We start from the raw sequence: 19,832 nt of genomic DNA on the forward strand, positions 1-19,832 counted from the left end.
CAAATATCAAGTTTGCTCTCACTGCTCAACTGGAATGGCATCGATCGGCAATTCAAACGCGATGAATAGCACACAGGGATCGCCTTCTGTACAGAAGCCTTCGTGGGGCAATTCTGCCGGGCCATAAATGTAGTTACCCGGTGCAATCTGCAAGGGTTCCTGCTCCGCAAAGGTCAGTTGCAGATTTCCCGATACCAGGGTCATGCGTTCGGCTGAGGTGTGATAGTGGGGAGGTAAGGCAGAATTGGGCGGCACCCTGAAAAAGATATCTGAGTTGTTCTCAGCCGGATCACCCTGAAGTACTGCCAGCTCACAGCCCGCCGGAAAGAAATCGGGACAGGCTCCCCACTCCAACTGCGGATCGTTCACGGCTGAAACGATCGCCCTTTCCGGTGCAACGGCCAAAGCGCATGAACCAACAATCGCCAAAGTTACGAACGCCAAGACCACTGCCTTAACCCATCGTTTGACATTAAAAAGTACTGATGGCATGGTTCTATATCCAAAATTATCAAGATGGTACAATCAGCATCAATTACCTGGAATCAATTCCGGTTTGGCAGCAGGCTGCACAGCTCACTCCGCCGTGGTTGGGTCGATTGGTTTCACTCACCGATCGAACCCACTTGCGCCCTTCAACGCATCAATTCACGCATGGGTTAAGTCCACTGAAAATCTTTATGGATGGTCACGAAGAAGAGCGTATCTTCCAGGGCGACCAACTCATGGTTTTCGTCCTTTTCCATCAGGACGTAATCGCCAGCTTGGGCAACGTTGCCATTACCGACATCAATTTTGCCCTGAATAATATAGCTTTCCTCATCGCCAAAATGGCTGTGAGAAGGCACTTTTGAGCCTTGCTTCACTCTCACCAGGGCAGCCAGTCCGTTGTTTTCATATTCCCGGATTAAGCACAATTCCGTTCCTTCAGAATTTTCTAGTGTGGTAAATTTACGTTCATCAACTGTTAATATCTTCATGACATCATCTCCCGATTCAGTCGAAATTCAACAAAATCCAATTCCTGGAGCGCGCGCATTTGGTTCGCCCAGTTCACCCAGCAGAGCCATTGCCCAGTTGATTGAATGCCTAATTCTGGGTGATGGAAAGTCCAAGTTCATTGCCAAATTTCGAGTGCCGACTGGGAACCCGATCGCGCCTCCCAAATCCTGGCTTCCAGCTATACTTGCGATTAAAACCCTTACGATTAAAATCAAAGACTCAGGATTGGTTGAACGGTGTTTCAGATATCGTAGATCAACCGGGTCAGCGCGGTCTTGAAAAAAAATGACCTACTCATCAATATCTCTAACCATCTCTCCTGGAACACCAGGCTCTCCGGGCAGTCCAGGGAAGTCAGCCACCGCAGCTTTAGCTTTCTGAAAGGTATTGGGCGCACAGCCACAGAAAGCATGAAACTCCCGCGTGAAGTGGCTCTGGTCACTGTAACCGCAATCTAGCGCAATCTCGCTGAGGGTATGGTTATTGGAAGTCCTAAGCAGTCGGTAGGCCTGGGCAAATCGCATCTGGCGGGCCGCCGCTTTCGGGGTGACTCCCGTTTGCTCCTGAAACTGCCTGGCAAAGTACCGATTGCTCCAGCCAATGGTGCGGGCCAACTGCCGAATTAAGATACACCCCCCCTGAGCTTCCAGTTGATTCCACGCCCAGCGAATTTCTGGACGAACGAGGTGCTGAGAGGCAAACAGTTTTTCTTTCAGGAGGCGATCGACCAGGGCAAATCGTTGTGTCCAGGACGATTGTTCACTCAGTTGTTCCACAAGCCGATCGGCATCATCCCAAATATCCTCCAGGGCAACGACTTCTTGAACAAACTCAGTTGCAGCACCCTGAAACAGCCGATAGGCAACCCAGGGAGGCAGAGCGATCGCAATACAATATCGCTCTCCATCGTGCTCCCGCAGCAACGGTTGCGCTTCCAGTCCAGCGACAAAGGACTGGTTCACCCCAGAGTTGATACCAGAGTCCACCCCAGAGCCAATCTGACGAATCTTCATGTCACTGCCAAACCCCAAAACCAGCATCACATGACCACTGGGAGCTTGCAAACGACACACAGGTTGTTCTGTGTTTTGGTAGTAGCCACTGTAAAGACGAATCGAAGACCGCAAGGCAAAAGTTGGCACCCTGGACACATATTCCCAACCAGGAACATTTGAATGGGTCAATACTGTTGGTTCTTTAATTTCAAGCATCGGTCAAGGAAGTGCCGAGTGCATCTTCAAGTTCAGCGAACCGTCTGATATGGCCACCCTACCGTTTTTGAAAGGAAAGGAGCAACGGATGAAAACACTCTTAATGGTTTAGGGAATCATCCGTTGGCTAAAAACACGCTTAATCATCCAGTCGCAGCAGCTTACGATAAAAGCCCTGGGAAAAATCAGCCACGCGATTCGCTTTGAAGTAGAACAAGACTTCAATCAAAAAATCTACAAATTCAAAGTTGGCCAGCATCACTTCATAGCTCAACTCGGCATTGCCATCAAACTGCAAGCGGCAGCGAGTCAGATCGGCCGGCAAGGATGAAACATTCCAACTGGCGACAAAGGGAATGCTCTCACCCCCTTCGATCTTCCGAATTCCCTCTAAACTGCCCACCTGATACAGGGTAATGGCTAACGGTAAGGCACTCCGTTTGCGCCCCTGGTAATAAGGCGCGTAGACATTGACTTCACGCGGATTGGCTGGCTGGAGTTTTTCCAAAGACATGAACCTTCCTCAACTTTGCACTGCAATGCTGCACCCAATGGGGCACCAAACGACACCAGACGAAGAACCAGGGTACAAGGTCTAGTATGGAACCAGGGAAATGATCAAGAACAAAGTACCGGGAGGGTATGCTTGATTCCCTAACCTATAGTATTCCCGGAGAGAGTGGGTAGGTTTCACCTGCGGATAAAATTCTGCGAAGATTTGGACAGCATTGGGTGGAGGGCAACGAGACGAAGGTGGCAAAACTCAGGGTTGTGGTTGTGGGAGGTGGGGCGGCGGGCTTTTTTGGGGCGATCGCCTGTGCCGAAGCCAATCCGGATGCGGAGGTGGTCTTGTTGGAGGCAGGGCAACAAGTCCTTTCCAAGGTGAGAATTTCGGGTGGGGGACGCTGTAATGTCACCCACGCTTGTTTTGAGCCAGCCTCATTAGTGCAACACTATCCCAGGGGCGGTAAGGCACTGCGGGGAGCCTTTACCCGGTTTCAACCTCGGAATACGGTGGACTGGTTCACCCAACGGGGCGTGAAGCTGAAAACGGAAGCGGATGGGCGAATGTTCCCGGTGACAGATGATTCGGAAACGATCGTCCACTGTTTAATTCAAGCGGCAAAGACCGCAGGGGTGCAGATTCAATCGGGTACGCCCGTCGTTAAAGTGGTGCAATCTGAAAATAGGTTTACCCTGACCCTGAAATCGGGAGAGTCCATCACCGCCGATCGCCTCCTCTTAGCCACAGGCAGCAGTCCCCAGGGGCATCGGTTCGCTAAAACCCTCGGCCATTCGATCGTTCCGCCTGTTCCCTCTCTGTTTACCTTCACGGTTCCTGATGCCCAACTCCGCGAATTAGCAGGGATTGCGATCGAACCGGCTCAGGCTAAACTCATCGTGCCGAATGAAAAGCCTCTGGAGCAGACGGGCGCGATTCTCATCACCCATTGGGGTCTCAGTGGCCCTGCGATTCTGAAGCTATCCGCCTGGGGGGCACGGTTACTGCACGATCGCCGCTACCAGGCAACCCTACAGGTGAACTGGCTGCCCCAAAAAAACGCGGAACAGGTTCGCCAAACCTTACACCAGATGAAAACGGATCACGGCAAGCGATCGATCGCCTCGGATATTGGGTTTGCGTTACCCCGACGGCTCTGGCAGTATATGGTGGCGCGATCGGGTATTGCTGAGGGCGATCGGTGGGCGGGTTTATCCAAGTCGGCCATGAACCGCTTGATCCAGGAGCTGACCCAGGGGCAATTCACGATTCAGGGGAAAGGGGTATTCAAGGATGAATTTGTGACCTGCGGTGGGGTGAGTTTGAAGGAAGTGGACTTTAAGACGATGGCCAGTCGGCACTGTCCGGGGCTATATTTTGCCGGGGAAATTCTGGATATCGATGGGGTGACGGGCGGGTTTAATTTTCAGAGTGCCTGGACGACGGGATGGTTGGCGGGACAGGCAATGGCAACGAATTCGTTGGGTTGACTGGGTATGCCTGCACGCAAGTCCTGGCAGGATTAAAGTTTAGTCAACAGCAGATTCAACAAATCTTCAGGAGTCGATCGATGCGGGAATCAATTGTTTATCAGGAAATTTTGCAGGAAGGACGAGAAGAAGGGCGGGAAGAAGGGCGACAGGAAGGAGAGGTTGCCATTATCCTGCGGCTACTGAACCGTCGGGTAGGAGCAATTCCGGCGGAGGTACAGGAGCAAATTCAGCGTTTGGCGATTCCGCAGCTAGAGGCGTTGGGAGAGGCGTTGCTGGATTTTGCTACGGCAGAGGATTTGCTGCATTGGCTGGAGTTTGCCGATCGGTAGACTGGTATACGCTCATGATCAGAAGGCGATCGTCCAGTGGCGCAGAATGCAAGGCGATCGAGGAAACACCTTCAGCAGCAAAATACTGAAAACGAGTAAAGAGATTTAAACTGGAGATCAAGATTGAGGACTCACTGATGCAGCAATCCTATCAGGTGAATGCGTTTTGGGATACAGATGTTGGCGTTTGGGTGGCAATCAGCGATGACATTCCGGGGTTGGCAACAGAGGCAGACACGATCGAAACATTGAGTCAAAAACTGCGAACCTTAATTCCAGAATTGCTGTTTTTGAATGGGGTCATTTCGCAAAATTATGCAGGGTCGATCGCGTTTGTTGTGGACAATGCGAAAAAATCTTCGCCAAAAAGATTGACGGAACCCTCAGAATTCACTACGCTATTCGATTAAGGCGATGAAATCCCCTGGTGTGGTAAAAAACGTCGCCAATCCTCAGGAATCTGGCGTGACCGAGCGGTGATGACAACACCACTCAGCCACTAACCCGACAGACAAGTTACCAGCGAGTCTGTACAGGCTGGGGTCTATTTTAGCTAAGGTTATAACCAAGGGTTTAGATCAAGGCTAGGAGTGATTCTGGTTTGGTGGGGAAAACTGGGTTCCTGAGTTTCTTCCCCTAAACAAAGGAATTCTTTTCATGACAGGCGAAAACTTCATATTCAACTCCGGCAGCGAATTCGACTCGTTGCCGAATCAAGGGTTGCCCAACCGGGAATCGATCAAATTAGTGGCGATCGGTTCCCATGAAGGCGTGAATGAGATCATCCATCAACTGCACGTCCTCAACGTCCGGGATGCCACCACCTGGAGCCGCTTTCTCCCAACTCCCAACCCGAATGAAGTGATGAAAATCAATACCCACTACCGCATCCGGAGGTAAGGATAGAAACCAAATAAGCTGAAACTCTTGTGGGGTGGGCATCTTGCCCGCCCAGTGAACGAGGCAAAACGATCGCTCAGGTTGTTTAATCCACAATCGTTAATTGTATTTGTCCTCTCTCACCACGCTAATAGAGAGACGATCGCAGGCAATAATTTACTACAAGCCTCCGCCAGTTTGGCAGCATCGGGGAGAGCGGCGACGGTTCCTTTGAGGATCTTCACGGACGTATTGGCGAGTTTCTTGAGGGTGCTGTCCTGGGGATTTTGTCCGGCTTTGGCCAGGGTGTTAACCTGTTCTAATGCCTCGGACTTGTCCGTATCTGGTAGATTGGGGTCTTGCTCAATCGCCTGCTGCAACTGAGTTAAGAGATCCGCTAACTGGGCCGCTTCGGGGCGGGTAGTTTTCAGTTGGTGGATAGTATTGCTGACGTTGCCGCTAATTTCGCCCAAATTGAGGGTGCTGCCCGTGAGGTTGATGTCTCGTCCTGCGTTGATATTGCGGCTTTGGTCGGTGCTGTCGTTCATGGCTTTACTCTCGGCGGATGCCTTTACTTCAACGGTAACAGGTCGGTTTGCCATCATTTGCACAATTTTTGTCATCTCGGCACTTTGCTGGCGGTAGATAATAATTTGATCGTCTTTGGCTTGCAGTTCGGCATGGTACTTGGCTTCGAGGGCCTGCAATGCCAGTTCATAGATTTGGTTAAATTCGCTGTGGATCTTTTCTTTGTTGGCATCGGGGGGAACGTTGACCCGGGCGACGACCACGCCATCCCCTTTGTTTTCGATACTCTGGATTGCTAATTCAGTGCCTTCGTTTTCCACCTGCACCTGCTGGAAGGCAGCGACAAACGCTTTCCAGTCCACGCCATTCCGAAAGATCAAATCAACAGTACTCAGCACCTCCTGGAAAAGTTTGGTAAATTCTCCGGGGGCAAAGTTTCCACTGCTGGGGCGGCGTTCTTGCTGTTGTCGCATCAGGTAAAGGTATTGGCAGTCTACCGCTTCTAAAACAGTGGTGTGATCAATGTTCCAGGCTTCGATGCAGGCTCCGGTAAGGTGCGCTCTAGTCAGGTCGGTTCCCAGCAACAGGGCTTCCCGGAGGTTGGCTTCTCGCAAGTCTGCTTGCTGCAAGTTGGCTTCACTCAGGTCTGCCCATTGCAAATTCGCCTGATTCAGGTTCGCCCCAGATAGGTTCGCTCCTCGGAAATCGGCTTTCACGTAGGATTTTTTGTACCCATTACGGCTGACAAGCAGATCCCGAACGGCAGCATTTGCCAGGATGGAATTGCCTACTCTGGCCCGATCGAGCTTGTTCACCTCCTGCCAGCACACCTGATCGAGAATGGTTTGTTTCTGGCGGGAAGCCTGGAAGTTCGTACTTTTCAGTTTTGCTCCGGTAAAGTTTGCCCCGGTTAGATCGGCTCCACAGAAGCTGGTTCCGCCCATTGCGCCAAAGGCAATCCCAAAGAGACGCACCAGGGCAAATTTTTCATCCCCCTTGAGGGCCCGGCGTGCCATGTACAGGCTAAACAGCACCGTCAAGACTGTGCCTGCAATTGCGACTGCGACTGCGCTGGCACCTATCACTATGCCTGCGACTGCGACTGCGACTGCAAATGAAATCATGACTACTACTGAAAATGAGCGCGCGCCTACGCCTGCGACTACGGATGAAAATGCGAATGCGAACGAGGCTGCCCCTCCGACCACGGATGCAACTGTAAATGTGATCGTGCCTGCAAATGAGGATGTGACTGCGCCTCCGACTACGAATGCAACCGTAAACGAGATCATGCCTGCAAATGAGAACGCGACTGCGATCGTCATTATTGCTTTGGTTGTCAAACCTTGACGGGCAATTATCCAGAAAGTGGCAGCAATGACAAAAAGCATTGCCAAGGCAGGGATTATTGTGAAATCTCTAACTATACTCGGCTCGAAAAGAACAAATAAAAAAACAGCGTTGAACAACACTGCTACAAAGTTGAAAACAACCGACAAAACGAATGACAGGATGAGTTGCACCCCCCACCATCGCTTTTGCACCCCCGCTTTCGCCCCTGAAAAGTTCGCCCCCTGCAAATTAGCATCAGTAAAATTCGTCCCGCGAATATCCGCCTCGCTGAAGTCTGCCCCTGCCAGATCTTTACCCTTAAAGGATTTTCCCCGCAGGTCAAGTCTGCGGAAATCTCGGTTTCCGGCAGCATAGCGGTTTAATACCTCTTTGGCATTCATGGCATAGACTTTGGGGAGAACCGCAAGGGGGCATTTTTATCTATTTCAATATAATTACCGCAGTGAGGCAAGAAATTCCGCAAAAAGGTAAATTAATCCTCAAATCTTGCACCTTTTCTAACCCCCTGCCCTCGAATCATTTTGGAACTGCTCGCTGAAGTCCGTTCAAACAAAATGACTTTTTCGTCAGGAAAGGCTTTTAATCCATTTATGCAGGTAGGGGCGATTCGTGAATTGCCCCCACTCAGAATCAGGGCAGGCTAGATGCCTACCCCACAAGAAATCTGCTGAAGCAAAACGATCGCCCTTTGCAGTTGATCCTGGCAAGGACAGGTACTCTACTTGAGATGTAAAACCTTTCGTATAGCTATTTCCGCCCCAAAGCCTGCTGAATTTTACTAATCTGAGCCTCTGCATCTCCACCTTGCTCAAAGGCTTTCCAGGCATCGGCAATTAGGGCGTTCAGAGATTGCATTTGATCAGGCGGTAAATAGTCGAAGTCACCAACATCAAAAGCTTGAGCGATCGAAGCGAGATATTCTTCCTGCTGTGCGCGACTAGCCATGCTCTGATCTTCCAAAACATTAAACCAACTTTACCACCTTGCGAATCAAGCTACCTACCCCCAATTGTCTATTCATCTAAAAGCCGATCAGTTTCAATGCACTTTCAATGCACTCAAAGATTGGGAACACACACCCACATATCGGGTGCTTTTACCTGCATTTTCAGGCAAACCCGACTTAAACCAACCTCTACTGCTTGTAAACCTCCCTTTCGTTACAGTAGCAATATAGCGCGTTTACCAGGAGTGCCCCCTCTATGTCCGATCGCCCCTATGATGTTGTCCTCTATGGTGCCAGTGGTTTTGTCGGGAAACAAACCGTCCAATACTTTGCCCGCCATCCGGGTTCTGAATCACTGCATTGGGCGATCGCCGGACGTAACCGCCAGAAGCTAGAAGCCGTCAGAGATGAGGTGGGTGTCACCGTAGATGTATTAGTTGCCGACAGCCAGGATCAACCGGCGATCGACAACATCGTGTCTCAAACACGGGTACTCCTGACCACAGCCGGGCCCTTTGCCCTCTACGGCAATACCCTGGTTGATGCCTGTGTCCGCTTCAAAACCCATTATGTCGATATCACCGGAGAAACGCCCTGGGTTAGAACCCTGATCGATCGCTATCATGCTCAGGCCGCAGTAGATGGTACTCGTATCATTCCCTGTTGTGGTTTTGATTCTATTCCGTCCGACCTCGGCACCTATCTGGTTGTTCGTCACCTACAAGAGCAATTGAATCTGTCTTGCAAGCAGGTACAGGGCTATTTTCAGGCCTATGGCGGGTTTAATGGCGGCACCTTAGCCTCTGCTTTCAATCTCTATGACTCAGCAGGAATTACACAGATAAATGATCCCTTTCTGCTGAATCCGTCTACATCACACACCCAAGCTGAAGTTGAACAGAACCGCGACCCGAAAGCCCCATCCTTTGATCCAGACCTCCAGACCTGGGTGGCTCCCTTCTTCATGGGAGCTGTAAATACCCGCGTTGTTCGCCGCAGCAGTGCTCTATATGATCAGTGGCAAGAGCCTTATGGTTCAGACTTTAGCTATCAGGAGTATCTCAAGTTTGATCAACCACTGGCATGGCTGAAAGCAACTGGGGTCACCGCAGGTCTTGCCCTGTTTGCCGGTGCGCTACAACAACCTCAACTGCGATCGCTCTTTCAACCCATCCTGCCCCAACCGGGAAGCGGCCCTTCAGAACAAAAAATGGATGAGGGCTGGTTCTCCTGTGAATTAGTGGGCACTGCCACAGATGGCCGCAAGCTGCGGGGACTGATTCAGGATCAGGGAGATCCTGGCAATCGAGCAACCGTTAAATTCGTTTGTGAATCAGCATTAAGCCTGGCACTCGCAACGGATGAGCTGCCAGGGGGGCAGGCAAGGGGCGGCATTCTGACCCCAGCAACAGGGTTGGGTCAGGTTCTGGCAAAACGGTTACGTCAGGCAGGAATGACCGTCAGCATAGATTTGTTTTGATCAGATCCAGGGTTCATCATCGTCCTCTTCATCATCCTCATCATTTAGATCTTCTGCGTCATTCTGATTCTTAGATTGATCTAAATTGTTCTCTCGATCGCTCTCAAAATTACTATCTGATTCATTCTCAAACTCATCCTCAAACTCATCCTCAAACTCGTCTTTAAGCTCATCAGACAACCGATCGCCTGCCATCTCCGAATCGATCGAATCATCAGTAACCCTCGCCCCCGACCTTGAAGCAGCTTGGCGATCGGATTTCTCATCCAGCGTCAATTCACCCCAAACATCATCCCACTCATCGTCATCCCATACATCTGGCTCACCCTTTACGTCTTCATGCTTCACGTCTTCAGGCTTCACCTCCTCACCCTTCACCGCTTCACCCGTCCCAACCTCCTGCCCATCAACCTCCTCACTCCTCACTCCCTCACTCCTCACTCCCTCACTCCCCGCTCCCTCACTCCTCACTCCCTCACTCCCCACTCCCTCACTCCTCACTCCCTCACTCCCCACTCCCTCACTCCTCACTCCCTCAACCCAATCCCCCGTCTGCTCCAAAACCACCCCAATTCCCTCTTCCACCTGCTGACTCAAACCCTGCGTCCGTTGCTTCACCTGCTCCGCCACCGTCTGACTCTTACTGCGGAGGCGATCGACCCAATCCTGCGGGAATTCCTGAAGCCGTTCATCCAGAACTTTCACCTTTTGCTTCGCCTCTTGCGTGAATTGCTGCGATCGTTCCTTGGCTTCCTGAGTGAATTGCTGCGATCGTTCCTGAGTTTGCTGCGTGAACTCCTGGGTTTGTTGAGTGATTTCCTGGAAGCGTTCTTTGGTGCCAGATGTGATTCGGTTGGCCCGTCGAGTGATCGATCGCCACTCAAAAGCAGCCTCCTCCCGGACAAATTCCCTGACATCCGTTAACTTTTGGACAATCCCCTCTCGATCGAGGTGCAACGTCGGGACGACTGAAGCTGCTACCAGCACCCGGTTCTCGTTAATGTTGAGAATTTTGGCCGGCGGAAGCTGATAAATATCCCCCAAAATTCCCGATAGTCCGTTCGAGACAAACAGGTAGTGAACAATCTTGCCATTCTTCAGCTTAAACAGACAGTCGTTAATTTTGCCAATCCGCTCCTGAGGGGCAGCCTCCGGTGTATCCCCATCCGCCCGCCAGACCTCATACTGAAGCAACGATTCCAGCACCCGCACCCGCTCCGCATCCGTGGCATCTGGTGGAGAATGCACCAGAATACTGTTGTCCTGAAACTCCGCAACTTGGGCCAGACGATAGGCAAATTTTTTATTGCCCAAAAAGCCAGACTTACAAACAAACCCCAACACCCGATGGATCGGTGGATACATCCACAGCACCTCCACCCGCCCCATCTCCACCCGCGAATCTCGATCGATCACCAGCCGATTCATCAGATCGCTCTGCCGCATTGTCTTAATTGGGTCTGTCATATGCCCTTTTTTCGCCTCAGTCCTCATCCCATCTTATTTTGGATTTTAGATTGGCGATTTTGGATTGAAAAAACCTGACCTTTAAAGGGTGCACCAGATTTTCCCCTGTCGCTTGCCCTGCTTCCAACACTATTGTTGAGAACTGCACCTACATCTGAGGGACGCACAGCAGTGCGCCCCTACCAGGGACTCCTGACTCCTGACTCCTGACCTCCTCACTCCTCACCCCTCACCCCTCACTCCTCACTCCCCATTCCCCATTCCCCATTCCCCACTCCTCGCTCCATCCACCCCCACCAACACCATCCAATTCAACGCATTCACCCGCGCATCGTAGAGGGTGACATCAAACAGGGCAAAGGCAATACAGCTAGTGAACGCCAGCAGATACGCCAGGAGGAGAGCCTTATGAGTCGGAATCAGGGCTTTGGAGCTAAACGATCGCACGCCGCAAAAGCAAACATAACCCACCCAAACCGTAAAACCGATCGCCACGAAGATTCCGCCATCTGCCAGCATCATCAGCCAAAAGTTATGGGGATGCACCACATCAGCACATTCCACCGGAATTACAGGGAGAGTTCGTTGGGCTAAACAATCTGGATAGGCACTCAGCAACCGTTCGGGAAACTGAAACTTATAGTTCCCCAGCCCCCAGCCAAACCAGGGTCGATCGCGCCACAAATCCAGAGCAATGCCCCATAGCCGCAGTCGAGGATCATCAGCCCAGGTCGTGGGCAGGAGCGATCGTCCGCCAATGCCAAATACGGCTGCACCCGTCAAAATGCTGATGACTCCGGCTGTAACCGCCAGCCAAACCCGCCGACTGACACGCAGGAACCGGCCCCAGCACAGCCCAAACCCCATCAGTTGCAGCACTGCGACCACCAAGCCATTCCGAGAACCAGAGCAGAACACTCCAATCAGGCTGGAGTAGGTTCCCAGGTAAAGTAGCTTTGTCAGGTGGGGGGATTGAACAAAGGGCGGCGATCGATCGAACCGTTGACAGGTCGCTTGATACAGGATCAGTCCCAACCCCAAGCCCAGGATAATCACCAAATAACTGGCCAGGGCATTGGGATGATTAAACATGACCGTAGCCCGCCCAAAATGAGGACGATCGCGCACCCAGTCCACAAAGGGAATCCGCCGCATCGGTCGAGGAATCCAGTTCGATCGCAGAATGTATTCCCCCAGGGCAATCAGATTAATTGGAATGGCCGTAATCACCAGATCCAGAGCAATCTGCGCCAATCGCTCTACAGGCTTCAGGATCGATAGAACCACTGCAAAGAAGAGAAAAAACGGCAGAAAGTTGGTGAGTTGCAAAAATGCTTCCCCCCGATCCTCTGCCCCAATGCAGCTAATCAGCAAAAGTCCGGTTAGTAGCCATAAACCATTACTGGCGATCGGATCAAGACTCGATCGCTTAACAGGTGGTGTGGTTCGACGAAAAGAACCCGTCAGCCACCGTCCGGCCAGCGTCAGCGTAATCACCCCCAATCCGACCAACCCCAGGTAGGAAAGATAGGGCAAAGTAATAAGGCTGCCCCGCAAAAGGTTGTAAAGAGATGGGATCGATCGCATACCTCCTCACTCCTCACTCCTCACTCTAATACGCTCCCTCCGCCGTAATCACCACCCAGAGCGTCCGCAGCAAAATATAGACATCCAGCCAGACCGACCAGTTCCTCACATAATACGCATCCAGATTCACCCGCTCCTCATAGGTAATATTATTTCGTCCAGAAATTTGCCATAGTCCAGTTAGCCCTGGAATCACCTTTTTGTATAACTCAAACTTACTACCGTATCGCTCCACCTCTTCATCCACGATCGGCCGTGGCCCCACCAGGCTCATCTCACCCCGCAGAATATTCCAGAGCTGAGGCAGTTCATCCAGACTAGTTCGCCGCAAGAAACGACCGACACGAGTGACGCGGGGGTCATAGCGCAATTTGCGATCGCGGATCCAGGCATCCTTCAGTTCAGGGTGTTTATCTAAATAATCCTGAAGGGACTGCTCCGCATCTCTCACCATCGTCCGAAACTTCCAGGCTTTGAAGTGGTGTCCGCCTTGTCCGATGCGAATTTGGCTATAGAAAATTGGCCCAGACGAATCCAATCTCACCAAAATCGCAATCATCACGATGAGTGGCAGCAAGATCAAGCCGCCAATCAGGGTCGCCGCTAAATCAATCAAAAACTTAGTCAACCGGGGCCGGGTAACAGCAATCGTTGCCGAACCTCTAACCCCAGAACACCACCCATATCCTTTGCCGACACCCACAGGCTGGAAAACTCGAACAGATCCGGAATAATCAGCAAATGGGGAAAGGCCGTCGCATATCGCTCCAGCAAACTCAACAGCCGATCGCGGGGAACCCCAGGCATGGCAACGATCGCATAGGGAATGTGCCGTCGTCGAGCCAGTTCGGGAGCCAGAGCTACTCCCCCCACCACCGGAACCCCTTCCAACCAACCATGCTTCTCCGGGTCGTCATCCAACACCAGGACAGGCTTCAAGCCAATGCTGGGTCGCTGATGCAGCGTATGAATCACCATTTCCCCGGTCTTACCGGCCCCCAACAGAATCACCGGATAGCCCCACCAGCGTCGCCGGGCAAACATCGATCGCACTAAGGCGCGGGAAATCAACACCAGCACAATGGATAGGATCCACGCCAGCAAAAATACGCCGCGATCGTACACTTCCCCTTCCCGCCGAAACAGCAGCGTTGCCGTCAGCACAAAGTAGATGAGCGTTGTGGACAGACTGGTCCAGCGCAATTCGTCGATCGGGCTAATAGCCACCCCTGGATAAAGCCCCACGACTGCATAGGCCACCACAAATAGCCCCAGGACAGGAGCCAGTTGCCAATACAGCAGGGGATTGAATTGTTCCTCAAAAAAGACTTGTCGGATGTAGACGCTGATCACCCCGGAAAGACTCAAACCCACCAGATCTGCCATAACCATGAAGATAAACGTGGGGGATGAGCGTGTGGAGATACTCAAAGCGGAAAGCGCGGGCTGTAACGTTCGGTTCAGTTGCATTGCAATACATTTCTCCTCACGCTAATACTCTATGCCATTCCCCTGCAAAAAACAGTCCATTTCTGCTCAATAAATTGAAAAAGTTTTTTTCGGAAGTGTTCTGGGGCAAATTTCTCTGCGTTGTGGCGCAAATATTCCGGATCAAAGCAATAGCTTCCCGATTCAAATAACTTTACCGCCTCTACCAAACTTTCTACGGTTTGCTCTGGGAAAAGGATGCCCGTCTTCTCGTGAATCACTGATTCAGTGGCTCCCCCTTTTCCGTAGGCAATCACAGGAGCACCCGCCGCCTGGGCTTCCACCAGGGTAATGCCAAAATCCTCAGCCGCTGCATAGACAAAGGCTTTACAGCGTTGCATATAGTCCACCACCACCACATCCGGTTGATGTCCCAGGAATTGAATATTGGATTTGGCCATCGACTTCACCCGTTTCCCCTCAGACCCATCCCCAATCACCACCAGCGGCAACCCCAGCCGATTGAAGGCCGACACAATCAAGTCCACGCGCTTATAGGGCACAAACCGCGACAGCACAAAGTAGAATTCTTCCCGCTGGGCACAGGGCTGGAAGCGATCGACATCCACGGGAGGGTAAATCACATGGGCCGATCGCCGGTAGGTTTTCCAGACGCGCCGTGCTACGTAATGGGAATTGGCAATAAAGTGATCAACCCGGTTCGCTGTGGATAAATCCCATAGCCGCAGGTAATGCAAAACTGCATGGGTCAAAAACCCGCGTATTCCCCGGTTTAGCTTTGCCCCCTGAAGATAGGCTTGCTGCAAATCCCAGGCGTAGCGGATCGGTGTATGAATGTAGCAAATATGAAGCTGGTCTGCGCGGGTTAGAACCCCTTTAGCCACCGCATGATTGCTGGATATCACCAGGTCATAGTCAGATAAATCAAACTGCTCGATCGCCAATGGCATCAGAGGGAGGTACTGGCGAAATCGCGGATTGGCGAAGGGAAAATGCTGCAAAAAAGAGGTTTTAGCAGGCTTATGCTGGATGAATCCCTTCAAAGCATCCGGAAGGAATTCCACCAGACTAAACAAGTCTGCCTCTGGATAAAGGTTCAGAATTTGTTCAACCACTCGTTCAGACCCGGCATAGGTGACCAGCCACTCATGAATCACCGCTGTCTTCATCACACGCTACCCCCTCCACTCCCAACACCAACACGCCCCTACTATTTATACGGATAGCGATCGGTTCATCCAGAGACTTGCATCAACAGAATAGCAGGAGATCTCAAAATCAAGACATCACTCGATCGTTCTGCCAGAAAGATTTCATGCCCCATAAATCTCGATATCGCCAGGAAAGCATGAGGCGATCGACTGACAGGAGTAACCTTGGTTAACGACGTTTAACGACTTCGGACTCAAACCAATTAAACTAAGGATCGTAAATTTGTTGGGAAAGGGATCTGCAATAAAACGGCATCCTAATTTTGGAAGAAATCTGCTGTAGGGGTGCACTGCTGTGCGCCCCCCAGGTACGTTATTTTTCCACCACTCCCCATACGGGCGAACGCAATTCGCCCCTACCCTACTTCCCACACGGGCGAACGCAATTCGCCCCTACCCCCTACTCCCCTATGGCTGCTGACTGCGATACCTCCGCTCCCCATTCCCTCACTGCCTGCGCTCGAACGCTGGGGCTACCCCAAATTCAACGGCATCTCTTCATCTGTGCCGACCAAACTGTGCCAAAATGCTGCGACAAGGCAGAAAGTTTAACCGCCTGGAACTACCTCAAACAGCGGCTGAAGGAACTGAAGCTCGATCAGCCAACGGACGATCGCCCCAGTTGCATATTTCGGACGAAGGCGAACTGCTTGCGCGTTTGTCAGCAAGGGCCCATTTTAGTGGTTTATCCGGATGGGGTTTGGTATCACAGCGTGACACCAGAGGTTATCGAACGCATTATTCAGGAGCATCTCATCGGCAATCAAATCGTCCAGGAATACGCTTTTCTGGTTCACCCTTTGCCTGAATCAACCGCCAATGATGCTTGAGGCATGGGAATGAGAAATGAAAATTGCACTTATAGGAATTCCTATGTAGCGGATACCCTGTTTGGTTTGCCCACTCGGCAGAATTGCACCAATTCTTGAAGAATACGAACCAAACAAACTGAACTTCTTGTGGGGTGGGCATCTTGCCCGTCCCGTCAGTGAGGTAGAACAATTAACAGATGATTGGATTCCCGATCCTTGGGTTCCCAGTCTACTTGGGTTGCCAGAGTTCTCAATCCAAGAGATTGTTGCGAAGTGATAAATCTTGTCAACTGTAGTTCCGAAGTCCCCAGTGACCGTAGTTCAATCTCAGAAAAGAAAATTATAATAGCACCGTGTGTAGAAATGCGCACTCAAGCGTTTAACTGTGTCCAACCGCAATTTAACAGTTATCCTAGAAGACAGGATTAAAGCGAGGGCAGCTTAATCCAGTACATTCAGCGATCTCCTGGCCTGGTCTGGTTCTTCGCTGCTAAATGGAGACCTTCGCTTTGGTTTGAAAATTGTCAGCCATGACCGATCCAGTGAAACCTTTGGCACTATGTAAAAATACTGGGTGACAAAATGCTGGCTATCGTTAGATAACTGGATATCATAGATTGGCAGGACTCTATTCATCCTAAGCATGGTGAGTAATGGAGCATGAGTAAGGATACTGGCGTGGGAGAGCATAAACGGCTGCTTTTAATTGACGATGACCCCAACCTAATTTTGTTAGTCAAAGACTATCTAGAGTTTCGGGGCTATGAGGTCATCACGGCAGAAAATGGTCAGGAAGCTCTGGAGGTATTGGATCAAGATACTCCAGACATGATCATTTGCGATGTAATGATGCCTCAGATGGATGGCTATTCTCTGGTGGAACACGTCCGCAAAAATCCCCGCACAAGCTGGATTCCGGTGCTGTTCCTCTCGGCGAAGGGGCAAAGCCAGGATCGGGTGAAGGGATTGAACACCGGTGCTGATGTCTACATGGTGAAGCCTTTCGAGCCAGAGGAGTTGGTGGCTCAGGTTGAATCGTCCCTGAAGCAGGCTTCCCGCTTGATCCAACGTCAGGAGAAATCCAGCGACTCAGCTCCTCGCATTCAGGTTCCCTTTGATGTGGAATTGACCCCCACTGAGCTACGGGTAGTGCAGTATGTGGCGCGGGGGATGGCGAATCGAGAAATTGCTGAAGAACTCAACGTCAGCCAACGGACGATCGAAAGCCATGTCAGCAATATGCTGGGCAAAACAGGGCTGCATAACCGTACAGAATTAGCTCGCTGGGCGATCGAGAACAGTATGGCCTAATAGTTTGATAGTTTGGCGGTTACCTGGGCGGGAAGGGCGATTTGCTGATCGCCCTCGCTTTAGATGGTCATAATGTCGGTTTCCTTCTCGGAAAGGATTTGATCAATTTTACCCACGTATTTATCTGTGAGTTTTTGGATGTTGTCTTGCAGATCGCGGGATTCATCCTCAGAGATATCACTCGCTTTTTCTTGCTTCCGCACCGAATCGATCGCATCCCGACGGATATTGCGAATTGAAACCTTGCCTTCCTCTGCCATTTTCGCGGCTTGTTTAACCAACTCCTTCCGGCGATCGCTGGTTAGAGGGGGAATATTCAAGCGAATAATCGACCCATCGTTACTGGGGTTGATGCCCACATCTGACATCTGGATCGCCTTCTCAATCAAGTTCAGCGAACCGCGATCGTACGGTTGAATCGTAATGGTTGAAGCATCAGGGGTGCTGATTCCAGCCAGCGACTTTAGCGGTGTAGGAGAGCCGTAGTATTCCACCATCACCCGATCCAGGATGGCTGCATTTGCCCGTCCCGTCCGAATCGTATTAAATGAGCGTTGAGTGGCCTCAACGGCCTTTTGCATATGATCTTCAACTTCAGGTAATTTCACAGGAGCCTCCTACAATCGTTCCAATTGATTCTCCCATAACCGCCCGGCGAATGTTACCCGCAACGGATAGATTAAACACAATGATCGGGATATTGTTATCTTTACACAGAGCAATTGCGGTGGTATCCATCACTCTAAGGTCGTTGTTTAGGACGTAAGAATAGGTCAGGCTTTGATACTGACGGGCATCCGGTTTGAGCTTTGGATCCGCATCATATACACCATCTACCTTGGTTGCCTTAAAGACAACTTCCGCATTAATTTCAGCCGCTCGCAGGGCTGCCGTTGTATCGGTGGTGAAGAAGGGATTTCCAGAACCTGCCCCAAAAATAACCACCCGACCCTTTTCCAGGTGACGGATGGCCCGACGACGAATATAGGGTTCAGCGACTTCCTGCATTTCGATCGCCGTCAAGACCCGGGTTTGGACACCGCCTTGCTCCAGGGCATCTTGCAGGGTCATCGCATTCATTACCGTCGCAATCATGCCAATGTAATCTGCCGTAGCCCGATCCATGCCTGCGGCGGCTCCGCTAATGCCACGAAAAATATTGCCGCCTCCCACAACGATCGCCACTTCCACGCCCTCTGCCACAATGTCAGAGATTTCTTGAGCGATACTTTGAACGACCTTGGAGTCAATTCCGTAGGCGAGATCGCCCATGAGAGCCTCGCCGCTTAATTTCAGCAAAACGCGCTGGTAGGTTAGTCCCATGAAATGATAGTTTTTAAGTCCTAAGTGCTTGCAACATAACAATAGCAGTAGAAGAATGACCTATTGTTCAGGAGCTCACCGGAATTCGGCTCCAGACCTTAGATCAGCTCTACTGTTGCTGGGGCTGCCGCCATTTAACGGGACATCCCACAGCGGTTGTAGATCCGACCTCTCCCCTTCCCGCAAGAAGTTGTTCGATCGCATCTCGTAAGTAGCGCACCGTGACTGCATCTGGCGTTTGTGGGCTATCATCGATTGCCCCGCCATAACGAATTAACCCTGCCTGGTCAATCAAAAACACCTCTGGAGTCCATTTTGCTCCAAAGCCTTGAGCAACATCCTGAGTTACATCCCTGAGATAGGGGAAGTTCAGTTGGTGCTCTATCACAAATGACTTCATCGCGTCAAAGCTGTCTTCCGGACACTGGTTGTCATCGTTTGGATTAATGCCAATCAGCGTCACTCCCTGATGGAAAAATTCAGTCTGAATGCACTTCAGGCGATCGAGGTAGCTCTGAACATAGGGACAATGGTTCCCCATGATGACTACACCGATCGCCCGAAAGGTCTGCAAATACTTGGCCAAATGATGCACCGAACCATCCGTTCCAGGCAACTCAAAATCAGGTGCATAGTGACCGATCACAGCAGAAGTCATACAGTTTCAGAGTAGGGACAAAGCATCTAGTGAATAAATCCTACACCTAGATGCAGTATTACTTCACAGATTGTACCCTTGCTAACCAGCATTGAGACGGCCTTGCCCCTCTTAGAACCTATCCAGAAAACCCCGTCAGGGGTTTTGGATACCAAAAACTCTAGTAGACCTTAGCGTGAGTTTAGCGACCGTAGAGCGGGCATCCTGCCCGCGCAGGCTAGAAGCCTGCCCTACAGATGGTAGGCCTATTCAAGCCGCAGTGTACTAGCAAGTTTTCGGTTAGGCACTAAT

Annotated in this window: 22 protein-coding genes and 1 pseudogene; 8 read left to right on the forward strand and 15 right to left on the reverse strand. The window is 51.1% G+C overall.

What is annotated here, in order from left to right:
• Nucleotides 1-18: 18 nt before the first annotated feature.
• The 4 genes from ACM1PF_RS04820 to ebsA all read right to left on the reverse strand — a co-directional run bounded on the left by ACM1PF_RS04820 (nucleotide 19) and on the right by ebsA (nucleotide 2,727).
• On the reverse strand, nucleotides 19-492 hold the full coding sequence (locus ACM1PF_RS04820; protein ID WP_416672694.1) for a cupin domain-containing protein: 474 nt from the start codon (nucleotides 490-492) through the stop codon (nucleotides 19-21).
• A 167-nt stretch (nucleotides 493-659) separates the two neighbouring features.
• Nucleotides 660-980, reverse strand: coding sequence for a cupin domain-containing protein (locus tag ACM1PF_RS04825; protein WP_416672696.1), 321 nt, complete (start codon nucleotides 978-980; stop codon nucleotides 660-662).
• 312 nt (nucleotides 981-1,292) lie between these two features.
• Nucleotides 1,293-2,213 carry a helix-turn-helix domain-containing protein gene (locus tag ACM1PF_RS04830; RefSeq protein WP_416672698.1) on the reverse strand — a complete coding sequence of 307 codons (921 nt, stop codon included), beginning with the start codon at nucleotides 2,211-2,213 and terminating at the stop codon, nucleotides 1,293-1,295.
• A gap of 139 nt (nucleotides 2,214-2,352) precedes the next feature.
• Nucleotides 2,353-2,727 (reverse strand): type IV pilus biogenesis protein EbsA, encoded by a 375-nt coding sequence (gene ebsA, locus ACM1PF_RS04835; protein WP_416672700.1) that lies wholly within the window; start codon nucleotides 2,725-2,727, stop codon nucleotides 2,353-2,355.
• Between the two features lie 239 nt (nucleotides 2,728-2,966).
• Between ebsA and ACM1PF_RS04840 the strand changes: the two genes are divergently transcribed.
• The 4 genes from ACM1PF_RS04840 (at nucleotide 2,967) to ACM1PF_RS04855 (ending at nucleotide 5,437) form a co-directional block, all read left to right on the forward strand.
• Nucleotides 2,967-4,205 carry a BaiN/RdsA family NAD(P)/FAD-dependent oxidoreductase gene (locus tag ACM1PF_RS04840; protein ID WP_416672702.1) on the forward strand — a complete coding sequence of 413 codons (1,239 nt, stop codon included), beginning with the start codon at nucleotides 2,967-2,969 and terminating at the stop codon, nucleotides 4,203-4,205.
• A complete protein-coding gene (locus ACM1PF_RS04845; RefSeq protein WP_416672703.1) occupies nucleotides 4,163-4,537 on the forward strand; it encodes a DUF4351 domain-containing protein in 375 nt (124 codons plus the stop codon). The genes ACM1PF_RS04840 and ACM1PF_RS04845 overlap by 43 nt, the downstream gene beginning before the upstream one ends.
• 137 nt (nucleotides 4,538-4,674) lie before the next feature.
• A complete protein-coding gene (locus ACM1PF_RS04850) occupies nucleotides 4,675-4,947 on the forward strand; it encodes a DUF1902 domain-containing protein (RefSeq protein ID WP_416672705.1) in 273 nt (90 codons plus the stop codon).
• A gap of 247 nt (nucleotides 4,948-5,194) precedes the next feature.
• Nucleotides 5,195-5,437, forward strand: coding sequence for a hypothetical protein (locus tag ACM1PF_RS04855; RefSeq protein WP_416672707.1), 243 nt, complete (start codon nucleotides 5,195-5,197; stop codon nucleotides 5,435-5,437).
• A gap of 119 nt (nucleotides 5,438-5,556) precedes the next feature.
• Here ACM1PF_RS04855 and ACM1PF_RS04860 read toward each other — a convergent pair whose 3' ends face one another.
• Nucleotides 5,557-7,068, reverse strand: coding sequence for a pentapeptide repeat-containing protein (locus ACM1PF_RS04860; protein ID WP_416676567.1), 1,512 nt, complete (start codon nucleotides 7,066-7,068; stop codon nucleotides 5,557-5,559).
• Between ACM1PF_RS04860 and ACM1PF_RS04865 the strand changes: the two genes are divergently transcribed.
• On the forward strand, nucleotides 7,067-7,294 hold the full coding sequence (locus ACM1PF_RS04865; RefSeq protein ID WP_416676952.1) for a hypothetical protein: 228 nt from the start codon (nucleotides 7,067-7,069) through the stop codon (nucleotides 7,292-7,294). The two genes, ACM1PF_RS04860 and ACM1PF_RS04865, sit on opposite strands and share 2 nt — an antisense overlap.
• Nucleotides 7,295-7,506: 212 nt before the next feature.
• Here the strand turns inward: ACM1PF_RS04865 and ACM1PF_RS04870 are convergent.
• Both ACM1PF_RS04870 and ACM1PF_RS04875 read right to left on the reverse strand, forming a co-directional pair.
• A pseudogene (locus tag ACM1PF_RS04870) lies at nucleotides 7,507-7,677 on the reverse strand (pentapeptide repeat-containing protein); the annotation flags it as partial.
• A gap of 367 nt (nucleotides 7,678-8,044) precedes the next feature.
• Nucleotides 8,045-8,242 (reverse strand): hypothetical protein, encoded by a 198-nt coding sequence (locus ACM1PF_RS04875; RefSeq protein ID WP_416672709.1) that lies wholly within the window; start codon nucleotides 8,240-8,242, stop codon nucleotides 8,045-8,047.
• Nucleotides 8,243-8,499: 257 nt separating this feature from the next.
• On the opposite strand from ACM1PF_RS04875, the gene ACM1PF_RS04880 reads away from it, so the two are divergent.
• The gene (locus ACM1PF_RS04880; RefSeq protein WP_416672711.1) at nucleotides 8,500-9,723 is read left to right on the forward strand and encodes a saccharopine dehydrogenase family protein; all 1,224 of its coding nucleotides are present in this window, start codon (nucleotides 8,500-8,502) and stop codon (nucleotides 9,721-9,723) included.
• Here ACM1PF_RS04880 and ACM1PF_RS04885 read toward each other — a convergent pair whose 3' ends face one another.
• The 5 genes from ACM1PF_RS04885 to ACM1PF_RS04905 all read right to left on the reverse strand — a co-directional run bounded on the left by ACM1PF_RS04885 (nucleotide 9,724) and on the right by ACM1PF_RS04905 (nucleotide 15,395).
• Complete coding sequence (locus ACM1PF_RS04885; protein WP_416672713.1) at nucleotides 9,724-11,190, reverse strand: hypothetical protein; 1,467 nt, start codon at nucleotides 11,188-11,190, stop codon at nucleotides 9,724-9,726.
• Nucleotides 11,191-11,433: 243 nt separating this feature from the next.
• Nucleotides 11,434-12,777, reverse strand: a complete 1,344-nt coding sequence (locus tag ACM1PF_RS04890; RefSeq protein WP_416672715.1) for an O-antigen ligase family protein — start codon at nucleotides 12,775-12,777, stop codon at nucleotides 11,434-11,436.
• A gap of 25 nt (nucleotides 12,778-12,802) precedes the next feature.
• The gene (locus ACM1PF_RS04895) at nucleotides 12,803-13,405 is read right to left on the reverse strand and encodes a sugar transferase (RefSeq protein ID WP_416672717.1); all 603 of its coding nucleotides are present in this window, start codon (nucleotides 13,403-13,405) and stop codon (nucleotides 12,803-12,805) included.
• Nucleotides 13,402-14,247, reverse strand: coding sequence for a hypothetical protein (locus ACM1PF_RS04900; RefSeq protein WP_416672719.1), 846 nt, complete (start codon nucleotides 14,245-14,247; stop codon nucleotides 13,402-13,404). The genes ACM1PF_RS04895 and ACM1PF_RS04900 overlap by 4 nt, the downstream gene beginning before the upstream one ends.
• A 29-nt stretch (nucleotides 14,248-14,276) precedes the next feature.
• Nucleotides 14,277-15,395: a glycosyltransferase family 4 protein gene (locus ACM1PF_RS04905; protein WP_416676568.1), complete on the reverse strand. Its 1,119-nt coding sequence runs from the start codon at nucleotides 15,393-15,395 to the stop codon at nucleotides 14,277-14,279.
• Nucleotides 15,396-15,847: 452 nt separating this feature from the next.
• Here ACM1PF_RS04905 and ACM1PF_RS04910 point away from each other — a divergent pair, with 452 nt between their 5' ends.
• A complete protein-coding gene (locus ACM1PF_RS04910; RefSeq protein ID WP_416672721.1) occupies nucleotides 15,848-16,267 on the forward strand; it encodes a (2Fe-2S) ferredoxin domain-containing protein in 420 nt (139 codons plus the stop codon).
• Nucleotides 16,268-16,909: 642 nt separating this feature from the next.
• The gene (locus ACM1PF_RS04915) at nucleotides 16,910-17,560 is read left to right on the forward strand and encodes a response regulator transcription factor (RefSeq protein WP_416672723.1); all 651 of its coding nucleotides are present in this window, start codon (nucleotides 16,910-16,912) and stop codon (nucleotides 17,558-17,560) included.
• A gap of 59 nt (nucleotides 17,561-17,619) precedes the next feature.
• Here ACM1PF_RS04915 and frr read toward each other — a convergent pair whose 3' ends face one another.
• The 3 genes from frr to ACM1PF_RS04930 all read right to left on the reverse strand — a co-directional run bounded on the left by frr (nucleotide 17,620) and on the right by ACM1PF_RS04930 (nucleotide 19,541).
• Nucleotides 17,620-18,168 (reverse strand): ribosome recycling factor, encoded by a 549-nt coding sequence (gene frr / locus ACM1PF_RS04920; RefSeq protein ID WP_416672724.1) that lies wholly within the window; start codon nucleotides 18,166-18,168, stop codon nucleotides 17,620-17,622.
• Nucleotides 18,155-18,883, reverse strand: a complete 729-nt coding sequence (gene pyrH / locus ACM1PF_RS04925) for a UMP kinase (protein WP_416672726.1) — start codon at nucleotides 18,881-18,883, stop codon at nucleotides 18,155-18,157. Before pyrH ends, frr begins: the two co-directional genes overlap by 14 nt.
• Nucleotides 18,884-18,992: 109 nt before the next feature.
• Nucleotides 18,993-19,541 (reverse strand): thioredoxin family protein, encoded by a 549-nt coding sequence (locus ACM1PF_RS04930; protein ID WP_416672728.1) that lies wholly within the window; start codon nucleotides 19,539-19,541, stop codon nucleotides 18,993-18,995.
• Nucleotides 19,542-19,832: the final 291 nt, after the last annotated feature.

The sequence above is a fragment of the Egbenema bharatensis FJBBOT/2019 genome (assembly GCF_048077055.1).
In the GTDB taxonomy this organism is placed as follows: Bacteria; Cyanobacteriota; Cyanobacteriia; order Elainellales; family Elainellaceae; genus Egbenema; species Egbenema bharatensis.